Origin of the sequence: Streptomyces sp. NPDC001068 (assembly GCF_042897315.1) — a bacterium.
Classification (GTDB): Bacteria; Actinomycetota; Actinomycetes; order Streptomycetales; family Streptomycetaceae; genus Streptomyces.
Genome location: NZ_JBIAYD010000007.1, coordinates 473,387 through 491,339, shown reverse-complemented (window position 1 = coordinate 491,339; position 17,953 = coordinate 473,387). Strand labels below are relative to the sequence as shown.

Genomic DNA, 17,953 nt, shown 5'->3' with positions numbered 1-17,953 from the left:
CTTCAGTCCGACGGCTTCTTGTACATGCGGGTCGCCGTGATCTCACTGTGCCCGGCCTCCTCCGCCTGCTGCTGCGGCAGCCCGGGGCGCAGGTGCTCCTCCACGCTGATGTACTTCAGCCCGGCCCTGAGGTCGGCGTCGTTCCGCAATCGGATGACCAGCGGGAACTCGGCCAGCGCGGTGGTGTCGAAGAGTCCGGTCGTGTAGAGCAGCTGCACACCCAACGCGTCCGACACGGCCCGCTGGAGCTCCAGCAGGTAGGTCGCGTTGGCCCGGCCGATGGGGTTGTCGAGGAAGAGCGTCCCCGCGTGGCGGTGCTTGTCGCGCCCGCGGTCGTTGGACCGTAGCGCGGCCATGGTGCAGTACAGGGCGATGGCGGCGGTGAGCAGCTGTCCGCCGGAGAACACGTCCCCCATCTGTCCGACCGGCACCCGCTCGGCGCGCAGCACGGCGTCCGGCTTGAGGATCTCGACGGCCACCCCCTTGGGCTGCAGGGCCGCCGCGACTCCCCTGAGCAGCAGGGACATTCCGTCCCGCCGCAGATCGGAGTTCTTCTTCACGGCGGCCCGGGTCGCCTCGTCGACGACCTCGCCGAGCCGCTCGGAGAGTGTGGCCTGGTCGGGCTCCTCGAAGCGGATCCGGAGGAACTCCTGTCCGGACCACTCGCCGAGGCCGTCGGGGAGCCGGGACAGCCGCTGGGCGGACCGCAGGGTCGCGAGGGCCGACTCGACGAGCCCCCGCAGCCGGTCCACGATCGAGTCGCGGTTGCGCTCCAGCTGGGCCAGTTCGTCGGTCAGTACCCGCAGCCGGGGTGCGAAGGCGTCCGCCCACTTCTGGGCGTGCTCGGGCAGCGCCGAGGCGGGCAGCTCCCGGATCTGCTGCCGGGCCGGCGTGCGGACCGCCTCGTACCGGGTGGAGTTGGCGTGCCGCACCAGCACGTCGCTCGCCTCGCGTACGGCGGACTCCGCGGCGGAGAGGTCTCCGGCGCAGCCGCGCAGCGACCGGCGGGCCTCGGCGGCGGACTGCCGGGCCTCCTCCAGGGAGCCGGGGTAGGGCTCGGGCTCCTCCTGCTCCTCGTCGGCGGCGTGTTCGCGCAGCAGGTCGCGGAGCATGGCGGCGATCTCGTCGAAGCCGCCGGCCGCGTCCTCGGCCGCGCGGTGGGCGTCCTGGAGCTCGGCGTGCGCCTCGCGGGCCTGGTTCAGGGCCTCGACGCGGGTGGCGAGTTCGGCGGTCGCGGTGCGCAGCAGGGCCTGCGCGTGCTCGGCGTCGCGCGGCCGGAGTTCCTCGGGCAGCTCGGTGTGCGCCTCGCCGTCCTCGGGGGCGTGCCGTTCGGCCTCGCCGCGCAGCCGGCCGAGTTGCTCGCTGGCGGTGGACATGCGGGTCTCCAGGAGCTGCACCAGCTCTTCCGCGCGGGCGGCGGCGGCCTGCCGGGACGGTCCGTCGGAGCCGTCGGGCGCCTGGAGCAGCTGCTCCGCCCGGGTGCGGACCTTGTTGGTGAGCCGTTCCAGCTCGGCGAGGGCGGCGCTCTCGTCGCTCTCCGAACGGGCCTGCTCGGCACGGAGGTCGGCGCCGACGCCGACCTTCTCGTACACCTGCGAGGCGGCCCGGTAGGCCTCCCGCAGTGCGGGCAGTGAGGACTTCGGGGTGTCCTCGTCGGCTTCCGGTACGTCGTCGGGGGCGCCGGCGATCTCGGCGCGTTCGGCGCGCAGCGCGCGAGCGGTGCGGCGGGCGTCGTCGGCGGCGCGCTGGGCCCCGCGGCGGTCCTCGTCCGCGACGCGGGCGCGCTCCAGGCAGGACTGGGCGCGGACCTCCGACTCGGCGGCCTCGTCGGCGAGTTCGCGGAGCTTGACCTGCCAGCCGGCCCGCTCGCGCAGCCGGAACGCGAGCCCGGCGAGGGCGTCGGCGGCGCGCCGCGCCTTCTGGGCGGCCTCCTGCCGTTCGTCGCGCACCCGGGCGGTCTCGGCGGCCGTCTCCTCGGTCTCGGCCCGAACGGTCCGTGCCTCGGTCAGTTCGGTCTCGGACTCCTCGGCGAAGGCGCGGGCCTCCCGCGCGGCCCGGGCCAGTTCGACGAGCCGTCCGGCCGGGCAGCCGGTGCGCCAGGAGGCGAGCCGCGCGGCCAGCTCACGGTCCTTGCCGAGCCGGGCGGCCAGGCCGCGGATCTCGTCGTCCCGTTCGGTGGCCCGGGCGCGCAGTGCCTGCCGTTCCTCGTCGGCGGCGTGCTCGTCGTGCATGGCCGGGTTCGGCGGGACGAGGAACACGTCGCCCGCGCCGGCGCCGGTGGCCGGGGTCGGTGCGAGCAGGGCGGCGGCCGTACCGACGGCGACGGCGGAGCGCGGCAGCAGGGCCGCCTCGCCGAGCGCCTCGCGGGCACGGGCGTGGGTGTCCGGGTCGGTGATGACGACGCCGTCGACGAGTTCGGGGCGGGCGGCGAGCACGCGCGCGTGGTCGGCCGGGTCGACGGCCTGGGCGAGATAGCGCCAGCCGGGCAGGGCGGGGATGCCGTGCTCTCCGAGGTACTCCACGGTGGCGAGCACGTCGGGGCCGGGCGGCAGCAGTCCGCCGTCGCCGAGGGCGCCGAGGATCCGGGAGTCGTCGGCGGCAGCGGTGCGCAGTTCGAACAGGTGCCGTTCGGCGGAGCCGACGGCGTCGTCGAGCAGTTCACGCAACTCGTCGGCGAACCGGTCGAGTTCCTCCGCGCCGAGGGCCTCGTCGGTGCCCTCGCCCCGCGGTCGCGGAATGGTCGTACGGGAGCCGGTGAGACCCAGCAGTTCGGCGAGCCGGTCCTCCGCCGCCAGGGCCTCGGCCAGGCGCTTCTCGGCGTCGTGGGTCCGCTCGGCGGCGGTCGCCGCGTCGGCCGCGCGCGCGGCCGTGAGCTCGGCGCGGGACTCGGCGGAGGCCGCCTCGCGGGCGAGCTCGGACGCCTTTCGGGAGGCCTCGCGTGCGGTGTCCCAGGCGGCCACGGCGGACTTCTCGGCGTCGCTGGCCGCGAGGGCGGCGCGGGCCGGGTCGGCGTCCGGGGCGCTGTCGTCGAGCCAGCCCGCGCGGACCGCCTCGGCGGTCTCCTGCTCGACCTCGCCGAGGCGCTGGCGCAGATGCCCGACCTCGCTGCGGGCGCGCTGGGCCTCGGTCGCGGCCGAGGTGGAGTCCCGGTAGGCCGCGTCGCTGACCTCCTGGAGGGCGGCGGACCGCTCCTCCTCCTCGTTGGCGAGTCGCTCGGCGCTCTGGGCGGCCATGTGCAGGGCCCGGACGAGATCGACGGCTGCCCTGGCGCGGGCGGCGAGCGCGGGGGCCGCGTCCCGCTCGGCCTCCTGGATGGCGGTGGCCACGCGTGCGACGCGGTCGGCGGCGGCCCGGTGGCGCAGCACGGCCTCGGCCGCCTGCCAGGCCGAGTGCAGGGTGCGGGCGTCGGCCAGCTCGCGCTTCTGCGCGGCGGCGGACTTCTCGCCCACGGCCAGGGCCAGTGAGGCGTGCCGGTAGGCGAGTTCGGCGGCGATCAGCGCGCTGCGCTCGCGGGCGCCCTCCGAGTGCGTGACGGCGTAGGCGGCGGCCGTGACGCGCTGGGCGAGGTCGGCGGCGCGTACGCGCTCCTGCACGCCCCGCGCGGAGAGCCGACGCGCGAGGGTACGGGTGCGGCGCTCGGCGCTCGCGTGGATGTCACGCGCGCGTGAGCGTGCCTCCGCGGCCTCCACGATCCGGCCGAGCAGGTCCACCGACCCGGCGGTGAAGTCCCGTTCGGCGATCAGCTCGGCGCGGCGCCCGAGCTTGTTGCCGAAGCCGCCGACCAGGTCGGCGAGTCCGTCGGTGTCCCGGGTGTCGGTCACCGCCCGCAGCAGCAGGTCGGTGAAGTCGGAGTCCTTCTTGACCGCGAAGAGGCCGGCGGCCTCGCCCTCGTCCGCGTTCATCTCCCGCTGGTAGCGGAAGAGTTCGGGGTCGAGGCCGAGGTCGCCGAGGTGCTCGATCCAGCGGTCGTGGATCTCCTCCCAGTACACCTCCAGATGCGGATACGCCTTGCCGGCCTCGGTGATGGCGTCCCGGAAGCCCTTCATGGTGCGCCGCCGCCCCTGCGCCCCGGAGGCGCCCTCGACGGGCGGCCGTACGGAGGTGGACTCGGCGACCGGCAGGTTGTCCAGGGCGAGCCCGGGCCCGGGCCGGAACGAGTACCAGGCCTCGGCGAACTTCCGCGGGTCGTTGGAGACCTGGCGTCCCCGCCACTCGCTCACCTTGCCCACGACCACGCACTCACCGGTGAGCGTGTGCTGCCACTCCAGGGCGACGTGCCCGCAGTCGTCGGCGAGCAGGAACTTGCGCAGCACGCCGGAGCTGGCGCCGCCGAGGGTGTTGCGGTGACCGGGCAGCATCACCGAGAAGATCAGCTTGAGGAGTACCGACTTGCCGCCGCCGTTCTCCAGGAAGAGCACGCCGGCGGGGGCGGGGCGGCGCGGCGGGCCGACCGGCTCCTCCTCGAAGAACTCCGCCTGGGTGGGGGCCGGGTCGGGCACGGGCCGCCCGACGCCCCGCAGGTCCAGCACGGTGTCGGCGTAGCGCGCACCGGCGGGCCCGATGGAGTAGAGGCGGACCCGGGACAGCTCGTACATGGCGGACTCTCGTAAGTCTGGGGAAGGTGCGGTGGTTCCGGACGGTCAGGTCAGAGGTCAGGAGGTGCAGAAGGTCAGGAGGTGCAGAAGGTCAGGAGGTGCAGGCGGTCAGGTGGTCAGGTGGTGCAGGCGGTCAGGAGTGGAACGGCAGGCCGGCGTCGGCGACCAGGTCGTCGCCGTCGTCGGCGGGCAGCAGGCTGGCCGTGCCGTCGGTGACCGGGACGACGCCCAGTTCCAGCAGTTCGGCCATGGCGGCGCTGCCGGCCATGTCCCGCACCTGGAGCTGGTAGCGGGCCGTCGTGCGGTAGGTGCCGCCCTGGTCGTCGCCGGTGCGCTGGAGGAACCCCGAGTCGGTGAGGAAGACGACCGCCTTGCCGATGATGCCGGTGGTGGATCCGGCGAGCCGGCGGGCGTCCTTGGTGGCGCCGGTCGCGCTGCGTCTGGCCCAGATCCGCCAGGCGGCCTCCAGGCCGGGCGCGTCGGTGGCCGGGTCGGTGTTCTCCCCCAGTTCGTCGGCCCGCTCCTCCAGGCGGCGGCAGGCCTGCCGGACGAAGGTGTCGACGCCGTTGACCGTGATCCGTCCGATGTAGCCGTCGTCGGCGAGGTCCTCGGGGCGCGGGAACGCCAGGGCGGCGACGGCGAGGTGGGCCAGTCCGTGCAGGAACCGGTCGCCGCCGTCGGCGGAGGTACGGCGCGCGTAGTCGCCCATGCGGACGGCGAACACCGAGTCCTCGGCGGCGGTCACGGCCATGCCGGCGCGGGGCGACACCTCCAGCACCACCAGTCCGAGCCCGGCGGCCACGGCGTCCGCGAGCCGCGCGAACGGCGGGTCCTCCCGGTAGCGGCGGAGCAGTTCGGTGTACTCCTGGTCCCGCGCGGGCTGCAGCTTGGGCTGCAGCCCGAAGGCGACCAGCCGGGCGGCGTCGGCGGCGTCGGCGGGCGTGACGGCAGTGTTGGCCGGCGCGGGGGGCGCGTCGGCCTCGACGTACTCGTTCACGGGGACATCTCCTTGGGCTTGGGAACGGGGGCCGGCGCGAGCGCCCCGTCAGGGGTCCTGGGCGGTGTCGGATGCGCGGCCGCCGGCGCCGCGTGGGCGCGGCCGGTCACCGACGGCCCGCACCCGGTGTCCGGCATCACGCGGCCTCGGTCCGGTCCGCGGCCATCCCCGCCGCGTCCAGCAGGGCGGTGCCCACGATCAGGTCGGCGCCGCCGAAGCCGGGGTCGTCCAGCTCCGTGCCGTCGTCCACCGCGAACAGCAGCTTCTCCTCGCCCTGCCGGTAGGCCGTGCCCACGGCCGGGCTGGCGGCGTGCACGGCGAGCAGCGCGACCAGGTAGGCGAGATCCTCGCCGCCCGCCCGCCGCGCCTCGGCGAGCAGCCCCGACAGCCGTCGCGGCGCGTCGGCCGGGAGGTCCAGCAGCCGCATGGCGTCGGCCAGCTGCTCCTCGCTGAACCGGCTGTCGTCGGGCGTGGCGATCAGGTCGGGCTCGGGCATCTCCGCGCCCAGGTGCTCGCGCTCCACGGGCGGGGTCAGCAGTATGTCGACGAGGTCGCCCACCCGCACCGACACCGGTGTCCGCAGCCCGGTACCGCGGGCGAAGAACGCCCCGGTGACCCGGCTCGCCTGGTCCAGCGGCAGCGGCAGCAGCGGTGCGAGCAGGTGTCCGTACAGGTCGGTGCCGGAGGTCGTCATCGGTGTCGCGAAGGCCTGCCGGTCCTGTTCCGCGCGGAACAGCGGTCCGGCCTCCAGCAGCCGGGACTGCAACTGCGTGTGGCGTCGGATGCAGTCCTTGACGATGTCGACCAGCTCGGCGGCGCGCCGCTTGTTCTCCGGCTCCTCGGTCTCGTCGCGGGCCTTGCGGATGTTGGTGAGGATCGCGTTCTCGTGCCGGTAGCGGTCGGCGACGTGGTCCAGTGCCTCGGCGATCATGTCGGGGACGGCGTTGAGCCAGTCCACCGCGCGGACGTTGCGGCGGGTGGCGTCCAGGGCGCGGCGCAGGGTCTCCGAGTACTGCACGGTCCGGTAGCGGGCCTGCTCGGCGGCGAGCTGGGCGTCGGCGAGCCGGCCGCGGTTGACCAGCACCTCCAGCTTGACCTCGGCGGCGATCTGGGCGCTGGTGACGTCGGTGTCGAGCGCGCCGACCAGGACGTTGACCGCCTCGTCGGTGGTCCGGAGGTACACCGTGCCGCCGGGGCCCGGGACCTCCTCGATCAGTTTGAAGTCGTAGTCCCGGCGGACGTAGGACCCGTCGGGGGCGAAGGTGCCGTACACCGCGCGGAAGCCGCGGTCGACGCTGCCGACGTTGATCAGGTTCTCCAGGACCCAGCGGGCCACGCGCTCGTGCTCGGCGACGGGGCGGTGCGGGGTCTGGGCGGAGATCCGCGGGATCAGCCGGGCGACGATCTGCTCGTGGTCGGCGCCGGTGTCGAAGTCCATGTTGAGCGTGACCAGGTCGATGGCGGACAGGGCCACCTCGGCCATGCCGTACACCGAGTACTCGCCCGCGAGGTTCGCCTTGCGCGTGTCCAGGTCGTGCAGCGGCGCGGTGCAGGCGAGCGCGCGCAGCCGCCGCGCCAGCCCCTCGTCGGCGGCCGGGCCCGGCGCCGGGCGCGGCCCCGCGCTGAGCTGGGGCGGAGCGCTGTCCGTCGTCGCAGGCGAAGTCACGGTGCACAGACTAGGTCCTTGGTCTGACAACGGCCCAAACGGTACGCCTCCGCCGGTCGCCCCCGGGGCCGGTTCCTCGGGTGCCGGCCGGCGGGGGCCGGCCGCGTGGTTCCCCGCGCTCCTCGCCGGGTGCGGCCCTTACGGAGTGAGGTCCTCGCCCACCCGGCGGCGGTACACCTCGACCACTCGTTCCAGGGAGTCCGTGAGGTAGGTCTCAAGGAGTCGTTCCGCCCCGCGCCTGTCGCCCTTCTCCAGCGCGTTCAGGATCTCCCGGTTCCGGGCCAGGTACGGCTCGTGCAGGGCGTGCGGGTCGTCGACCACGTGGAAGGCGAGGCGGAGTTCGGCGAAGACGCTGCGCATCAGTTCGTCCGTGCGTTCGCTGCCGGCCAGGGCGACCAGTTCGCGGTGGAAGTGGATATTGGCCGTACCCACCGCTTTCCAGTCATCTCCGGCCGCCGCCCGCAGGCCTTCGGTGACCGCCGCGGAGAGTGCGTCCAGGGCGTACGGGGGCTCGCCGAGGCCGCGTACGACGGCGCATTCGACCAGGGCGCGGGTGCGGTAGATGTCCTCGACGTCCTCGACGGTCAGGACCCGGACGAAGACGCCCCGGTTGAGTTCGTGGACCAGCAGACGTTCGTGGGTGAGCAGCCGGAACGCCTCGCGCAGGGTGTTGCGGGAGACACCGAGGGCGCCGCCGATGCCGTCCTCGGACAGGCGGGTGCCCGGCGGGAAGTAGCCGTCGGCGATGCGGCTCCTGAGGATGTCGGAGACCCGTTCGGCGGTGCTGGTGCGCCCGAGGAGGGCCCGGTCGTCGGCAAGTCCCGACAGCTGCTCTGCCATGCCCGGAATTCAACCGCAGACAACGGAACGAGACAACGTAGGTATTGAAGGATCGTTGAACGATCCCCTACGGTGCTCAGCACGCCCACCCGGACACGGCACCGCACGACGCCATCGCGACGCCATCGCGGCATCCCGGCACCGCACCGCACCGCACCGCACCGCACCGAATCGCGCCGCACCGCGCCGCTCAGCCCCGCCCGCACCGCTCAGTCCCGCACCCTCCGTCCCCCTCCTTCCTGCGAGGTGCCCATGAGCACGACTCCCCCACCCAAGGCCATGACCTCCGGCGCACACCCCGTCGAGGGTGAACACACCGCCGAGGACGGCGCGTTCGGCTGGCTGCGCGCGCTCGGTCCGCGTGGCCGGCACGCGTTCGCCGGTGCTTTCGGCGGCTATGCCTTGGATTCGTACGACTACTTCACCCTGCCGCTGAGCATGGTCGCGCTCGCCGCCCACTTCGGCCTGGACAGCGGCCAGACCGGCCTGTTCACCACCGTCACCCTGGTGGTCTCCGCGGTCGGCGGGGCCGCGGCGGGCGTGGTCGCCGACCGGGTCGGCCGGGTCCGCGCCCTGATGATCACGGTCATCACCTACGCCGTCTTCACGGTCGCCTGCGGCTTCGCGCCCGACTACGAGACCCTGCTGGTGTTCCGGGCCCTCCAGGGTCTCGGCTTCGGCGGCGAATGGGCGGTCGGCGCGATCCTGGTCGCCGAGTACGCGAGCGCCCGGCACCGCGGCCGCACGCTCGGCGCGATCCAGAGCTCGTGGGCCGTCGGCTGGGCGCTCGCCGTGGTCGTCTACACACTCGTCTTCTCCTTCGCCGGCGACGACTTCGCCTGGCGGGTGATGTTCTGGACCGGGGCGCTGCCCGCCCTGCTGGTGGTGTGGCTGCGCCGCCGCGTGCACGACGCCCCGCAGGCGGTCGCGGTACGCGAACGGAGCCCCGGACGCGGGTCGTTCGCGGTGATATTCCGTCCGGGCACGGCCGAGGCCCCGGGCCTGCTGCGCACCACGGTCTTCGCGGGCCTGCTGTCCACGGGTGTCCAGGGCGGCTACTACACGCTGGCGACCTGGGTCCCGACGTACCTGAAGACCGAGCGCGGTCTGTCGGTGGTCGGGACCGGCGGCTATCTGACCTTCCTGATCTCGGGCGCCTTCCTCGGCTACCTGACCGGCGGCTACCTCACCGACCGGCTGGGCCGGCGTCGCAACATCTGGCTCTTCGCCCTGCTGTCGGCGGTCTGCGTGCTGGCGTACGCGAACATCCCGGACGGCGCCAACACCACGCTCCTGGTACTCGGTTTCCCGCTCGGGTTCTGCATGTCGGCGATCTTCAGCGGGTTCGGTTCCTATCTCAGCGAGCTGTATCCGACGGCGGTGCGCGGCACCGGGCAGGGCTTCACCTACAACGCGGGCCGCGCGGTGGGCGCGGTCTTCCCGACCCTGGTGGGCTTCCTGGCCGACAGCTGGGGTGTGGGCGGCGCGCTGGTCTTCGGCGCGGCCGGCTACGGGCTCGCCGCACTGGCCCTGTTCGGGCTTCCGGAGACCCGCGGGAAGGAACTCGCGTGAACCGTACGGCGGATCTCCCCGTCACCCTCGTCGACGAGCACGCGCACGCGTGGCGCCCGGAAGCGGCCCGTGCCCGGTTCCGCCGGGGCCTCACGGGCCCCACGGCCGGGGTCGCGGCCGGCCACACCCAGGCCAACCTGATCTCGGTGCCCGCCGACTGGGCCTACGAGATGCTGCTGTTCTGCCAGCGCAATCCCAAGCCCTGCCCGGTGCTCGACGTCACCGACGCGGGCGCGACGGCCACCGTGCTCGCCGAGGGCGCGGACCTGCGCACCGACCTGCCGCGCTACCGCGTCTGGCGGGACGGGGAGTTGGTGGACGAGCCGACCGACGCGACGGCCTACTGGCGGGACGACCTGGTGTCGTTCCTGCTGGGTTGCAGCTTCACGTTCGAGTGGGCGCTGGCCGGGGCGGGCGTACCGATCCGCCATGTCGAGCAGGGCCGGAACGTGCCGATGTACGTGACCGGCCGCCCGTGCCGTCCGGCGGGGCGGCTGAGCGGGCCGATGGTGGTGTCGATGCGCCCGGTCCCGCCGCAGCACCTGTCGGCCGCGATCCGCGAGAGCAGCCGGCTCCCGGCGGTGCACGGCGGCCCCGTGCACTGCGGCGACCCCGCGGCCCTCGGCATCCGCGATCTCGGCCGGCCCGACTTCGGCGACCCGGTGGACGCCGACCCCGACGACATCCCGGTGTTCTGGGCCTGCGGGGTGACCCCGCAGGCCGCCGTGATGGCCTCCCGGCCGCCGTTCGCCATCACGCACGCGCCGGGCCAGATGTTCATCAGCGACGCCCGCGACGAGCAGTACCGCGTCGCCTGACAGGAAAGACGGCTTGTCCATGACCTCGATCGACCTGAACGCCGACCTCGGCGAGGGCTTCGGCCGCTGGCGGCTGACCGACGACGAGCGGTTGCTGTCCGTCGTCACCAGCGCCAACGTCGCCTGCGGCTTCCACGCGGGGGACGCGGCCACCATGCGGCGCGTCTGCGAACTGGCGGTGGCGCGCGGGGTGACCATCGGCGCCCAGGTGTCCTACCGGGACCTGGCCGGGTTCGGGCGGCGCGCGATGGACGTGCCGCCCGCCGAGCTGGCGGCCGAGGTGGCCTACCAGATCGGCGCGCTGGAGGTCTTCGCCCGCGCCGCCGGTGCACGCGTGGCTTACGTGAAGCCGCACGGCGCGCTCTACAACCGGGTCGTGCACGACGAGGAGCAGGCCGCAGCGGTGGTCGACGGCGTGCTCCTCGCGAGTCCCGCCGTGTCCCTCCTCGGGCTGCCCGGTTCCCGGCTGCTGGAGCGGGCCGGCGAGGCGGGACTGCCCGCGGTCACCGAGGCGTTCGCGGACCGCGCGTACACCGACGAGGGGACGCTCGTCCCGCGCGGGAGCGAGGGCGCGGTGCTGAGCGATCCGGAGACCGTGGCGCAGCGCTCGGTGGAGCTGGCGCGCTCCGGCGCGGTCACCGCCCGCTCCGGCGCGCGCATCAACGTGCGCGCCCGGTCGCTCTGCCTGCACGGTGACACCCCGGGCGCCGTGGAGCTGGCGCGCCTGGTGCGCACCCGGCTCACGGAGGCGGGCGTGACCGTCGCGGCCTTCGCATGAGCACGGCACCGGAGGCCACGACACGCGTGACGACCCACCTCGTCGGTGACGACGCCCTCCTGATCGAGGTCGGCTCCGGCCCGCAGGCCCAGGCCCTGCACGCCGAGCTCTCGCGACGGCGCGCGGAGGGCTCGTTGCGGGCCCGCGAGATCGTGCCGGCCGCCCGCACCGTCCTGCTCGACGGCCTCGACGACCCGGTCCGCCTCGCCGCCGAACTGGCCCTCGCCGAGATCCCGTCGACCGCGCCTCAGGCACGGGGCACCGTCGAACTGCCCGTGCGCTACGACGGCCCGGACCTGGCCGGGGTCGCCGCCCACTGGGGGGTGTCCGAACAGGAGGTGGGCCGGATCCACGCGGACACCGAGTTCACGGTCGCCTTCTGCGGTTTCGCGCCCGGCTTCGGCTACCTCACCGGACTGCCCGCCCGCTACGACGTGCCGCGCCGGGCCACTCCGCGCACCGCGGTACCCGCCGGCGCGGTGGCGCTGGCCGGGCCGTACACCGGCGTGTACCCGCGCTCCTCGCCGGGCGGCTGGCAGTTGATCGGGACGACGGAGGCGGTGCTGTGGGACCACGCGCGCGTGCCGGCCGCGCTGCTGACGCCGGGTGCGCGGGTGCGGTTCGTGCCGGTGGGGGGAGCATGAGCGACCGTGCGCTCGTCGTCGTACGGGCGGGGGCGCTGACCACCGTGCAGGACCGCGGACGCCCCGGGTACGCGCATCTCGGGGTGCCTCGTTCGGGGGCGCTGGACGCGCCGGCCGCGGCGCTCGTGAACCGGCTGGTCGGCAACTCACCGGACGCGGCCGTCCTGGAGACGACCCTGAACGGCTGTGCCGTGCGGCCCCGGTCGACGGTGGTGGCCGCGGTCGCGGGTGCGCCGGGGCCGGTCGCGGTGGGCGGGCGCCCGGCCGCGTGGGGCGCGCCCGTGGTGGTCCCGGCCGGGGAGCTGCTGGAGGTGGGGGCGGCCCGGTCCGGCGTGCGGAGCTACGTGGCCGTCTCGGGCGGGATCGCCGTGGAGCCGGTGCTGGGCAGCCGGGCCACGGATCTGCTCTCCGGGCTCGGGCCGCCCCCGCTGGCGGACGGCATGGTGCTTCCCCTGGGCGCACCGGTGGGCCCGCCCGCGCGCGTGGACGTCGCACCGCAGCCGTCCCCGCCCGCGGAGCTGGTGCTGCGGGTCACGCTCGGACCGCGCGCCGACTGGTTCACCCCCGCGGCCGTCCGCGTCCTCACCTCGCGCGCGTTCCGCGTGTCGTCGGCGGGCAACCGGATCGGGCTGCGCACGGAAGGGCCCGTCCTGGAACGGGCCCTTCCCGGTGAACTCCCCAGCGAGGGCATGGTCCTCGGCGCCGTCCAGGTGCCGCCGGACGGCCGTCCGGTGGTGTTCCTGGCCGACCATCCGACCACCGGCGGCTATCCGGTGATCGCGGTGGTCCGCGCCGCCGACCTCCCGGCCGCGGCCCAGGCGGTCCCCGGCATCCCGGTCCGCTTCACGGAGGTGAGCCGCCACTGACCCTCGAACCGCACGGCGGTGAGCCGCCGCCAGCCCTGGAACCGCCTGGCGGTGAGCCGCCGCCGACCCCCGAACCGCACGGCGGTCGGCCGCCGCCGCTCCTCGAACCGCCGCCGCCCCTGGGCCGAGCCGCCCCGGCGGTCGCACCGGGCATCCGCGTGGGACGTCGTCGTCCTCACGCGGCGTCGGCGGGCCGCTCCGGCGCCTGGAGGGCGGCCAGCGCGGCGGAGACGGCGGCGGACGCGCTCAGGTCCAGGCGTGCGCTGGTGCCCCTGCGGCGGTGCCGCATCTCGTCGACGGCCAGCCGCAGCAGCTGGGGCAGCAGGTCGCGGCAGCGCCTGATCACCCAGGCGGTCCCGGCCGTGGCCAGCCAGAAGAGGCTCGCCTTCTTCGTCGGCGGCGGGAACTCGGGCTCGGGGGACGGCGCCGTCCCCGTGGCCATGCCCAGCGGGGCGAGCAGGGCGTGGAAGCGGACGGCGAGCTGCCGGTGCCCGCGCTCGCACGGGTGCAGCCGGTCCGCGCTCCACATGTCGCGGTCGGTGAGCCAGGCACCCTCCGACGCGTGCAGGTGGACCGCCCCGTACCGCTCGGACAGCGCGTGCACCACCGCGTTGACCGCACGCCCCCGGCGGGCCAGCGGACGCGCCAGGGCGCCCGGCAGTCCCCACATCGCACCGGGGTCGGGCAGGCACGCCGTGAGCAGGGTGGCGCCCTGCGCGGTCAGGGTCGCGTAGACCTTGTCCAGCCGCTCGGCCACCGCGTGGATGTCGAAGGTGCAGCGCAGGGTGTCGTTGACGCCGATGACGACGGCGACGATGTCGGGGCGCAGGTCCAGTGCGGCCGGGGTCTGGCGTTCCAGCACGTCCCGGGTCTGCGCCCCGCTGACCGCGAGGTTGGTGAAATCCACGTCCTTCGCGGCGAGTCCGCCGGCGAGCAGCGCGGCCCAGCCGCGCCACCCGTCGCCCGCGGGGTCGCCCACGCCCTCGGTCAGCGAGTCACCCAGCGCCACGAACCGAACCGTTCTCATGCCACGCCCTCCGGCACGACACGACGGATCGGTTCCGTCGCTCCGTTCTCGTCACGACGGCACAGCACCGGCGCGTCGTGCGCGGCGAGGAAGGCCTCCACGGCCGTACCCCAGCCGAAGCACTCCGCACGCGCGCGTGCCACTGCCCGGCGCTCGGGAGCGGGCCGCTCCAGCAGCATCTCCACCGCGTCGGCGAAGGCGTCGCCGCGGTCGGCCGCGGTGGCCCCCGCGGAGCCGATCACCTCGGGCAGCGCGGAGGAGGCGCTGGCGACCACGGGCGTCCCGCAGGCCATGGCCTCCAGGGCGGCGAGCCCGAAGGTCTCGGCCGGGCCGGGCGCCATGGCCACGTCGGCGGACGCCTGCAGCGCGCCCAGGGTGTCCCGGTCGGAGACGTGCCCCAGGAAGGTCACCGGCAGTCTGCGCTCCCGCGCGCGCTGTTCCAGCCGCGCCCGCAGCGGCCCGTCGCCGGCGACGACCAGGACCACCCGTCGGCCGCGTCTGACGAGCGCCTCCACGGCGTCCAGGGCGGTTCCGGGCCGCTTCTCCACGGACAGCCGCGAGCACATGACGAGCAGCGCCTCGTCCTCGCTCGCGTACCGGGCCCGCAGGTCCAGGTCGCGCATCGAGGGGTGGCGGCCCGTGAGGTCGACGCCCAGCGGGGCGCGTACGACGTTGCGGGCGCCGATGCGGATGAACTCGCGCTCGGCGAACTCGGTGGTGCACACCACGCGCGCGTAGGTGTGCGCGGTGCGGATGTTGAGGGCGTCGGCGGTGCGCCGGGACATGTTCTCGGACATGCCCCAGGTGCGCAGGACGCCGTCGGCGGTCTCGTGGGAGACCATCACGGCGGGTATCCGGGCGCGCCGGGCCCAGCGGCCGGTCCAGCGCAGGGTGGTCCGGTCGGACACCTCCAGGCGGTCCGGGGCGAGGTGCTCCAGGAGCGTCTGGACGCGGGTCTTGTCGACGAGGACACGGTAGCCGCCGGTGCCGGGCAGCACCGGGCCGGGCAGCGTGATGACCCGGCCCTGCTCCTCGACCCGGTCCGAGTAGCGCTCGCCGGGCACGATCAGGACCGACTCGTGGCCGGCGGCCACGAAGCCCTTCCCGAGTTCGCGCAGGGCGGTGCGCAGCCCGCCGGAGGAGGGCGCGACGAAGTTGGCGAGCCTGACGATGCGCAGGGGCGCCGACGAGGAGACGCTCATGCCGCCACCACCGGCCGGCGCGCCGCGAGCACGTCCTCGTAGTGCTGGATCAGCTGGTCGCCGACCGCGGCCCAGGTGCGGCCCTCGACGGTCTCGCGGGCGGCGGCGCCGAAGCCGGCCCGCATCGCGGGGTCGGCCACCAGGGAGGCGACCGCCTCCCGGACGGCGCCCGCGTCGCGCGGCGGTACCAGGAACCCGGTGCGGCCGTGGTCGACCAGGTCGATCGGGCCGCCGGCGGCGGGCGCGACGACCGGGACACCGCTGGCCATGGCCTCCTGGACGGTCTGGCAGAACGTCTCGAAGGGGCCGGTGTGCGCGAACACGTCGAACGAGGCGAAGATCCGGGCCAGGTCGTGGCCGGTACGGCGGCCGAGGAAGACCGCGCCGGGCAGCGCCTCGGTGAGGTGGGGCTGGCTGGGGCCGTCGCCCACGATCACGACCTTGACGCCGTCCAGGCCGCAGACCCCGGCGAGGAGTTCGATCTGCTTCTCGGGCGCGAGGCGGCCGACGTAGCCGACGATGACCTCGCCGTTCGGGGCGATCTCGCGGCGCAGCGTCTCGTCGCGGAACTCGGGGCGGAAGCGGACGGTGTCCACTCCGCGCTGCCACAACTGGATCCGGGGCACCCCGTGCGACTCCAGGTCGCTGATGGAGGCGGTGGACGGGGCGAGGGTGCGGTCGGCGGCGCCGTGGACGGAGCGGATCCGCCGCCAGGCGGCCGCCTCGCCGGCGCCCACGTAGGTGCGGGCATATCCGGCCAGGTCCGTCTGGTAGACGGCGACGGCGGGGATGCCGAGCCGGGCCGCGGCGGCCATGCCGCGGACTCCGAGGATGAAGGGGCTGGCCAGGTGGACGACGTCCGCGCGGTGCTCGATCAGCGCGGCGGCGAGCTTGCGGCTGGGGAGGGCCACGCGGACCTGGGGATAGCCCGGGAGCGGGAGGGAGGGGACGTGGACGACAGGGCACGGCGCGGCAGCCGCCGCGAGCCTGTTTCCGGGGGCGGGAGCCGGAGCGACGACGAGGGGCGCGTGACCGCGATCGACGAGGTGTCGGGCGGTCTGGAGCGCGCAGTGGGCCACGCCGTTCACATCGGGGGGAAAGGATTCGGTCACGATGACGACACGCATACCCGTGTTGTCGCCGCGCTGGACGTGGCCGCGTCAAAGTGGATCTTTCCGAATGTTAAACGTCCCATGAGCGTTGCCCTGCACACCAGAGCGGGCCAGCCGGCGGCCATGCCCGACTGGTCTGCCGGTCACCGCCCGTTCACCTGGCGGGCCGACGTCCGCGAAAAGAACGTATGCGGGACCCCCCGTGGTTCCCGAGATGAAGCCGTGGTCCCCCGTGGCGATGTCTCACACGGCGGGCGTGTCCGGTCCGATGCGGCTGCGGACGGCCGTCTGGACCTCGTCCTCCTCGGCGGGGTCGGCGGCGAGCCGGCGGAGCTGTTCGACGACCCGGACGTCACCGGTCTCGGCGTGCCGGGCGGCGATCTCGCGGGTGGTCTCCTCACAGTCCCACAGGCATTCGACGGCGAAGCCGGCGGGGAAGGAGGGATCGGTGGCGGCCAGGGCGCGGGCGGCGCGGCCGCGGAGGTGGGACGAGGCGGTCTCGCGGTAGACGTGGCGCAGGACGGGCGCGGCGCAGGCGATGCCGAGGCGTCCGGTGCCGTCGACGAGGGTCCACAGGGTCGGCGCGTCCGGGCCTTCGCCGCGGACGGCCTCCCGCAGGGCCGTGAGGACCAGTTCGCTGTCCTGGGCACCGCCCTGGCAGGCGAGCATCCGTCCGGCGGCGGCGCCGAGGGCGTCGGGCCGCCGGGCCCAGCCCCGGGCGCGGTCGACGGCGGCGGCACCGCGCATGCGTTCGAAGGCGTCGACGGCCGCTTCCACGACGGCTGCGGTGCCGTCGACCACGGCGGCCTCGATCAGGTTCAGGGCGTCGGGGTCGTCGCTGTCGGCGAGGTAGCGCAACGCGGTGCAGCGGGCGCCGTCGGTGCCGTCCTTGGCCGCCTGGAGGATCTCCGGGCGGTCCTCGGGACCGGCCACGGCGACCAGGCAGCGGGCGGCGGGCACATGGAGGGCGGCGCCCCGCTCGACGCCCTGCTGGGCCCACTCGAAGACCGCGCGCACGCTCCACCCCGGACGGGGTCCGGTAGGTCGCATCTGGCGCTGCCAGCGGTCGAAACAGCCGGCTTCCTGTGCGGCGCGCACGCGGGTGCCGATCGATTCGCGGGGGTCGTCGGCCCACAGCCGCCAGGGCCGTGGCTCGAAGGCGTCCCGCACGGCGGCGGCCAGCTCGGCCTCGCCCTCGGCGTCCGTGGTGAAGCGCGCGAGCACCGGGGCGGCCAGGGCGCTCAGGCCCGCGTCGTCGTCGCGGAGCGCCAGCTCGTCCAGGGCCCAGGCCCAGTTGGTGCCGGTGGCGGCGTACCGGCGCAGCAGCGCGAGCGCGTCCCGCCTGCCGTAGGAGGCGAGGTGCCCGAGCACGGCCAGCGCGAGGCCGGTGCGGGACTCCTCGGTGTCGAGGACGTCGTCGGGGTCGAAGAGGTGCGCCTCGATGGCGTCCAGCTCGCCGTTCAGGTCGAGATACAGGCGGGCGTAGTACAGGGAGCGGTTCTCCACCTGCCAGTCGTGGCGGGGGTCGCGGAGCACGCAGTGGTTCAGTGCCGCGAGCGCTTCGGCGCGCGGGGCGGTGAGCGCGTGCAGCGTGCCGTCGCCACGGCCCCTCTGGAGCAGGCCGAGCAGCGTACCGCTGGGCGCTATGACCGGATCGAACATGGGAAACAGCCTCACATCAAGCGTCGACGCAACCGGAGAACACGCACTACCTGGCCGCGTGACACAACGTCGGAGCGCCCGCCGTCTCTTGCTTGCTGTAGACCATCTCTCTCTGCCTCTCGTCAGTGGCCCATGCGGGCCGCGTCACGGCCCGCGCGGTGCGGCATCACCTGC

Annotated in this window: 13 protein-coding genes; 5 read left to right on the top strand and 8 right to left on the bottom strand. The window is 74.8% G+C overall.

What is annotated here, in order from left to right; genetic code table 11:
* Positions 1–2 precede the first annotated feature (2 nt).
* The 4 genes from ACFY3I_RS22470 to ACFY3I_RS22455 all read right to left on the bottom strand — a co-directional run bounded on the left by ACFY3I_RS22470 (position 3) and on the right by ACFY3I_RS22455 (position 8,098).
* Positions 3–4,595, bottom strand: coding sequence for a hypothetical protein (locus tag ACFY3I_RS22470; RefSeq protein WP_390862135.1), 4,593 nt, complete (start codon positions 4,593–4,595; stop codon positions 3–5).
* Positions 4,596–4,728: 133 nt separating this feature from the next.
* On the bottom strand, positions 4,729–5,592 hold the full coding sequence (locus ACFY3I_RS22465; protein WP_365294284.1) for a hypothetical protein: 864 nt from the start codon (positions 5,590–5,592) through the stop codon (positions 4,729–4,731).
* A gap of 136 nt (positions 5,593–5,728) precedes the next feature.
* The gene (locus ACFY3I_RS22460) at positions 5,729–7,258 is read right to left on the bottom strand and encodes a hypothetical protein (protein WP_365294287.1); all 1,530 of its coding nucleotides are present in this window, start codon (positions 7,256–7,258) and stop codon (positions 5,729–5,731) included.
* A gap of 138 nt (positions 7,259–7,396) precedes the next feature.
* Entirely contained in the window at positions 7,397–8,098 is a 702-nt protein-coding gene (locus ACFY3I_RS22455; RefSeq protein WP_390862133.1) for a GntR family transcriptional regulator, read from the bottom strand.
* 252 nt (positions 8,099–8,350) lie between these two features.
* On the opposite strand from ACFY3I_RS22455, the gene ACFY3I_RS22450 reads away from it, so the two are divergent.
* The 5 genes from ACFY3I_RS22450 to ACFY3I_RS22430 are packed head-to-tail and all read left to right on the top strand — an operon-like array spanning position 8,351 to position 12,776.
* Positions 8,351–9,670 (top strand): MFS transporter, encoded by a 1,320-nt coding sequence (locus ACFY3I_RS22450; protein WP_390862132.1) that lies wholly within the window; start codon positions 8,351–8,353, stop codon positions 9,668–9,670.
* Positions 9,667–10,488 carry a putative hydro-lyase gene (locus ACFY3I_RS22445; RefSeq protein WP_390862130.1) on the top strand — a complete coding sequence of 274 codons (822 nt, stop codon included), beginning with the start codon at positions 9,667–9,669 and terminating at the stop codon, positions 10,486–10,488. The genes ACFY3I_RS22450 and ACFY3I_RS22445 overlap by 4 nt, the downstream gene beginning before the upstream one ends.
* A gap of 19 nt (positions 10,489–10,507) precedes the next feature.
* Positions 10,508–11,266 carry a LamB/YcsF family protein gene (locus ACFY3I_RS22440; RefSeq protein ID WP_390862128.1) on the top strand — a complete coding sequence of 253 codons (759 nt, stop codon included), beginning with the start codon at positions 10,508–10,510 and terminating at the stop codon, positions 11,264–11,266.
* Positions 11,263–11,910 carry an allophanate hydrolase subunit 1 gene (locus ACFY3I_RS22435; RefSeq protein WP_390862126.1) on the top strand — a complete coding sequence of 216 codons (648 nt, stop codon included), beginning with the start codon at positions 11,263–11,265 and terminating at the stop codon, positions 11,908–11,910. Before ACFY3I_RS22440 ends, ACFY3I_RS22435 begins: the two co-directional genes overlap by 4 nt.
* Entirely contained in the window at positions 11,907–12,776 is an 870-nt protein-coding gene (locus tag ACFY3I_RS22430; protein ID WP_390862124.1) for a biotin-dependent carboxyltransferase family protein, read from the top strand. Before ACFY3I_RS22435 ends, ACFY3I_RS22430 begins: the two co-directional genes overlap by 4 nt.
* 175 nt (positions 12,777–12,951) lie before the next feature.
* On the opposite strand, the gene ACFY3I_RS22425 is transcribed toward ACFY3I_RS22430, so the two are convergent.
* The 4 genes from ACFY3I_RS22425 to ACFY3I_RS22410 all read right to left on the bottom strand — a co-directional run bounded on the left by ACFY3I_RS22425 (position 12,952) and on the right by ACFY3I_RS22410 (position 17,779).
* Positions 12,952–13,803, bottom strand: coding sequence for an SGNH/GDSL hydrolase family protein (locus ACFY3I_RS22425; RefSeq protein ID WP_390862122.1), 852 nt, complete (start codon positions 13,801–13,803; stop codon positions 12,952–12,954).
* Positions 13,800–15,005: a glycosyltransferase gene (locus tag ACFY3I_RS22420; RefSeq protein WP_365294303.1), complete on the bottom strand. Its 1,206-nt coding sequence runs from the start codon at positions 15,003–15,005 to the stop codon at positions 13,800–13,802. Before ACFY3I_RS22420 ends, ACFY3I_RS22425 begins: the two co-directional genes overlap by 4 nt.
* Positions 15,002–16,132 (bottom strand): glycosyltransferase family 1 protein, encoded by a 1,131-nt coding sequence (locus ACFY3I_RS22415; protein ID WP_365294305.1) that lies wholly within the window; start codon positions 16,130–16,132, stop codon positions 15,002–15,004. Before ACFY3I_RS22415 ends, ACFY3I_RS22420 begins: the two co-directional genes overlap by 4 nt.
* A 228-nt stretch (positions 16,133–16,360) precedes the next feature.
* On the bottom strand, positions 16,361–17,779 hold the full coding sequence (locus ACFY3I_RS22410; protein ID WP_390862120.1) for a HEAT repeat domain-containing protein: 1,419 nt from the start codon (positions 17,777–17,779) through the stop codon (positions 16,361–16,363).
* Positions 17,780–17,953 lie beyond the last annotated feature (174 nt).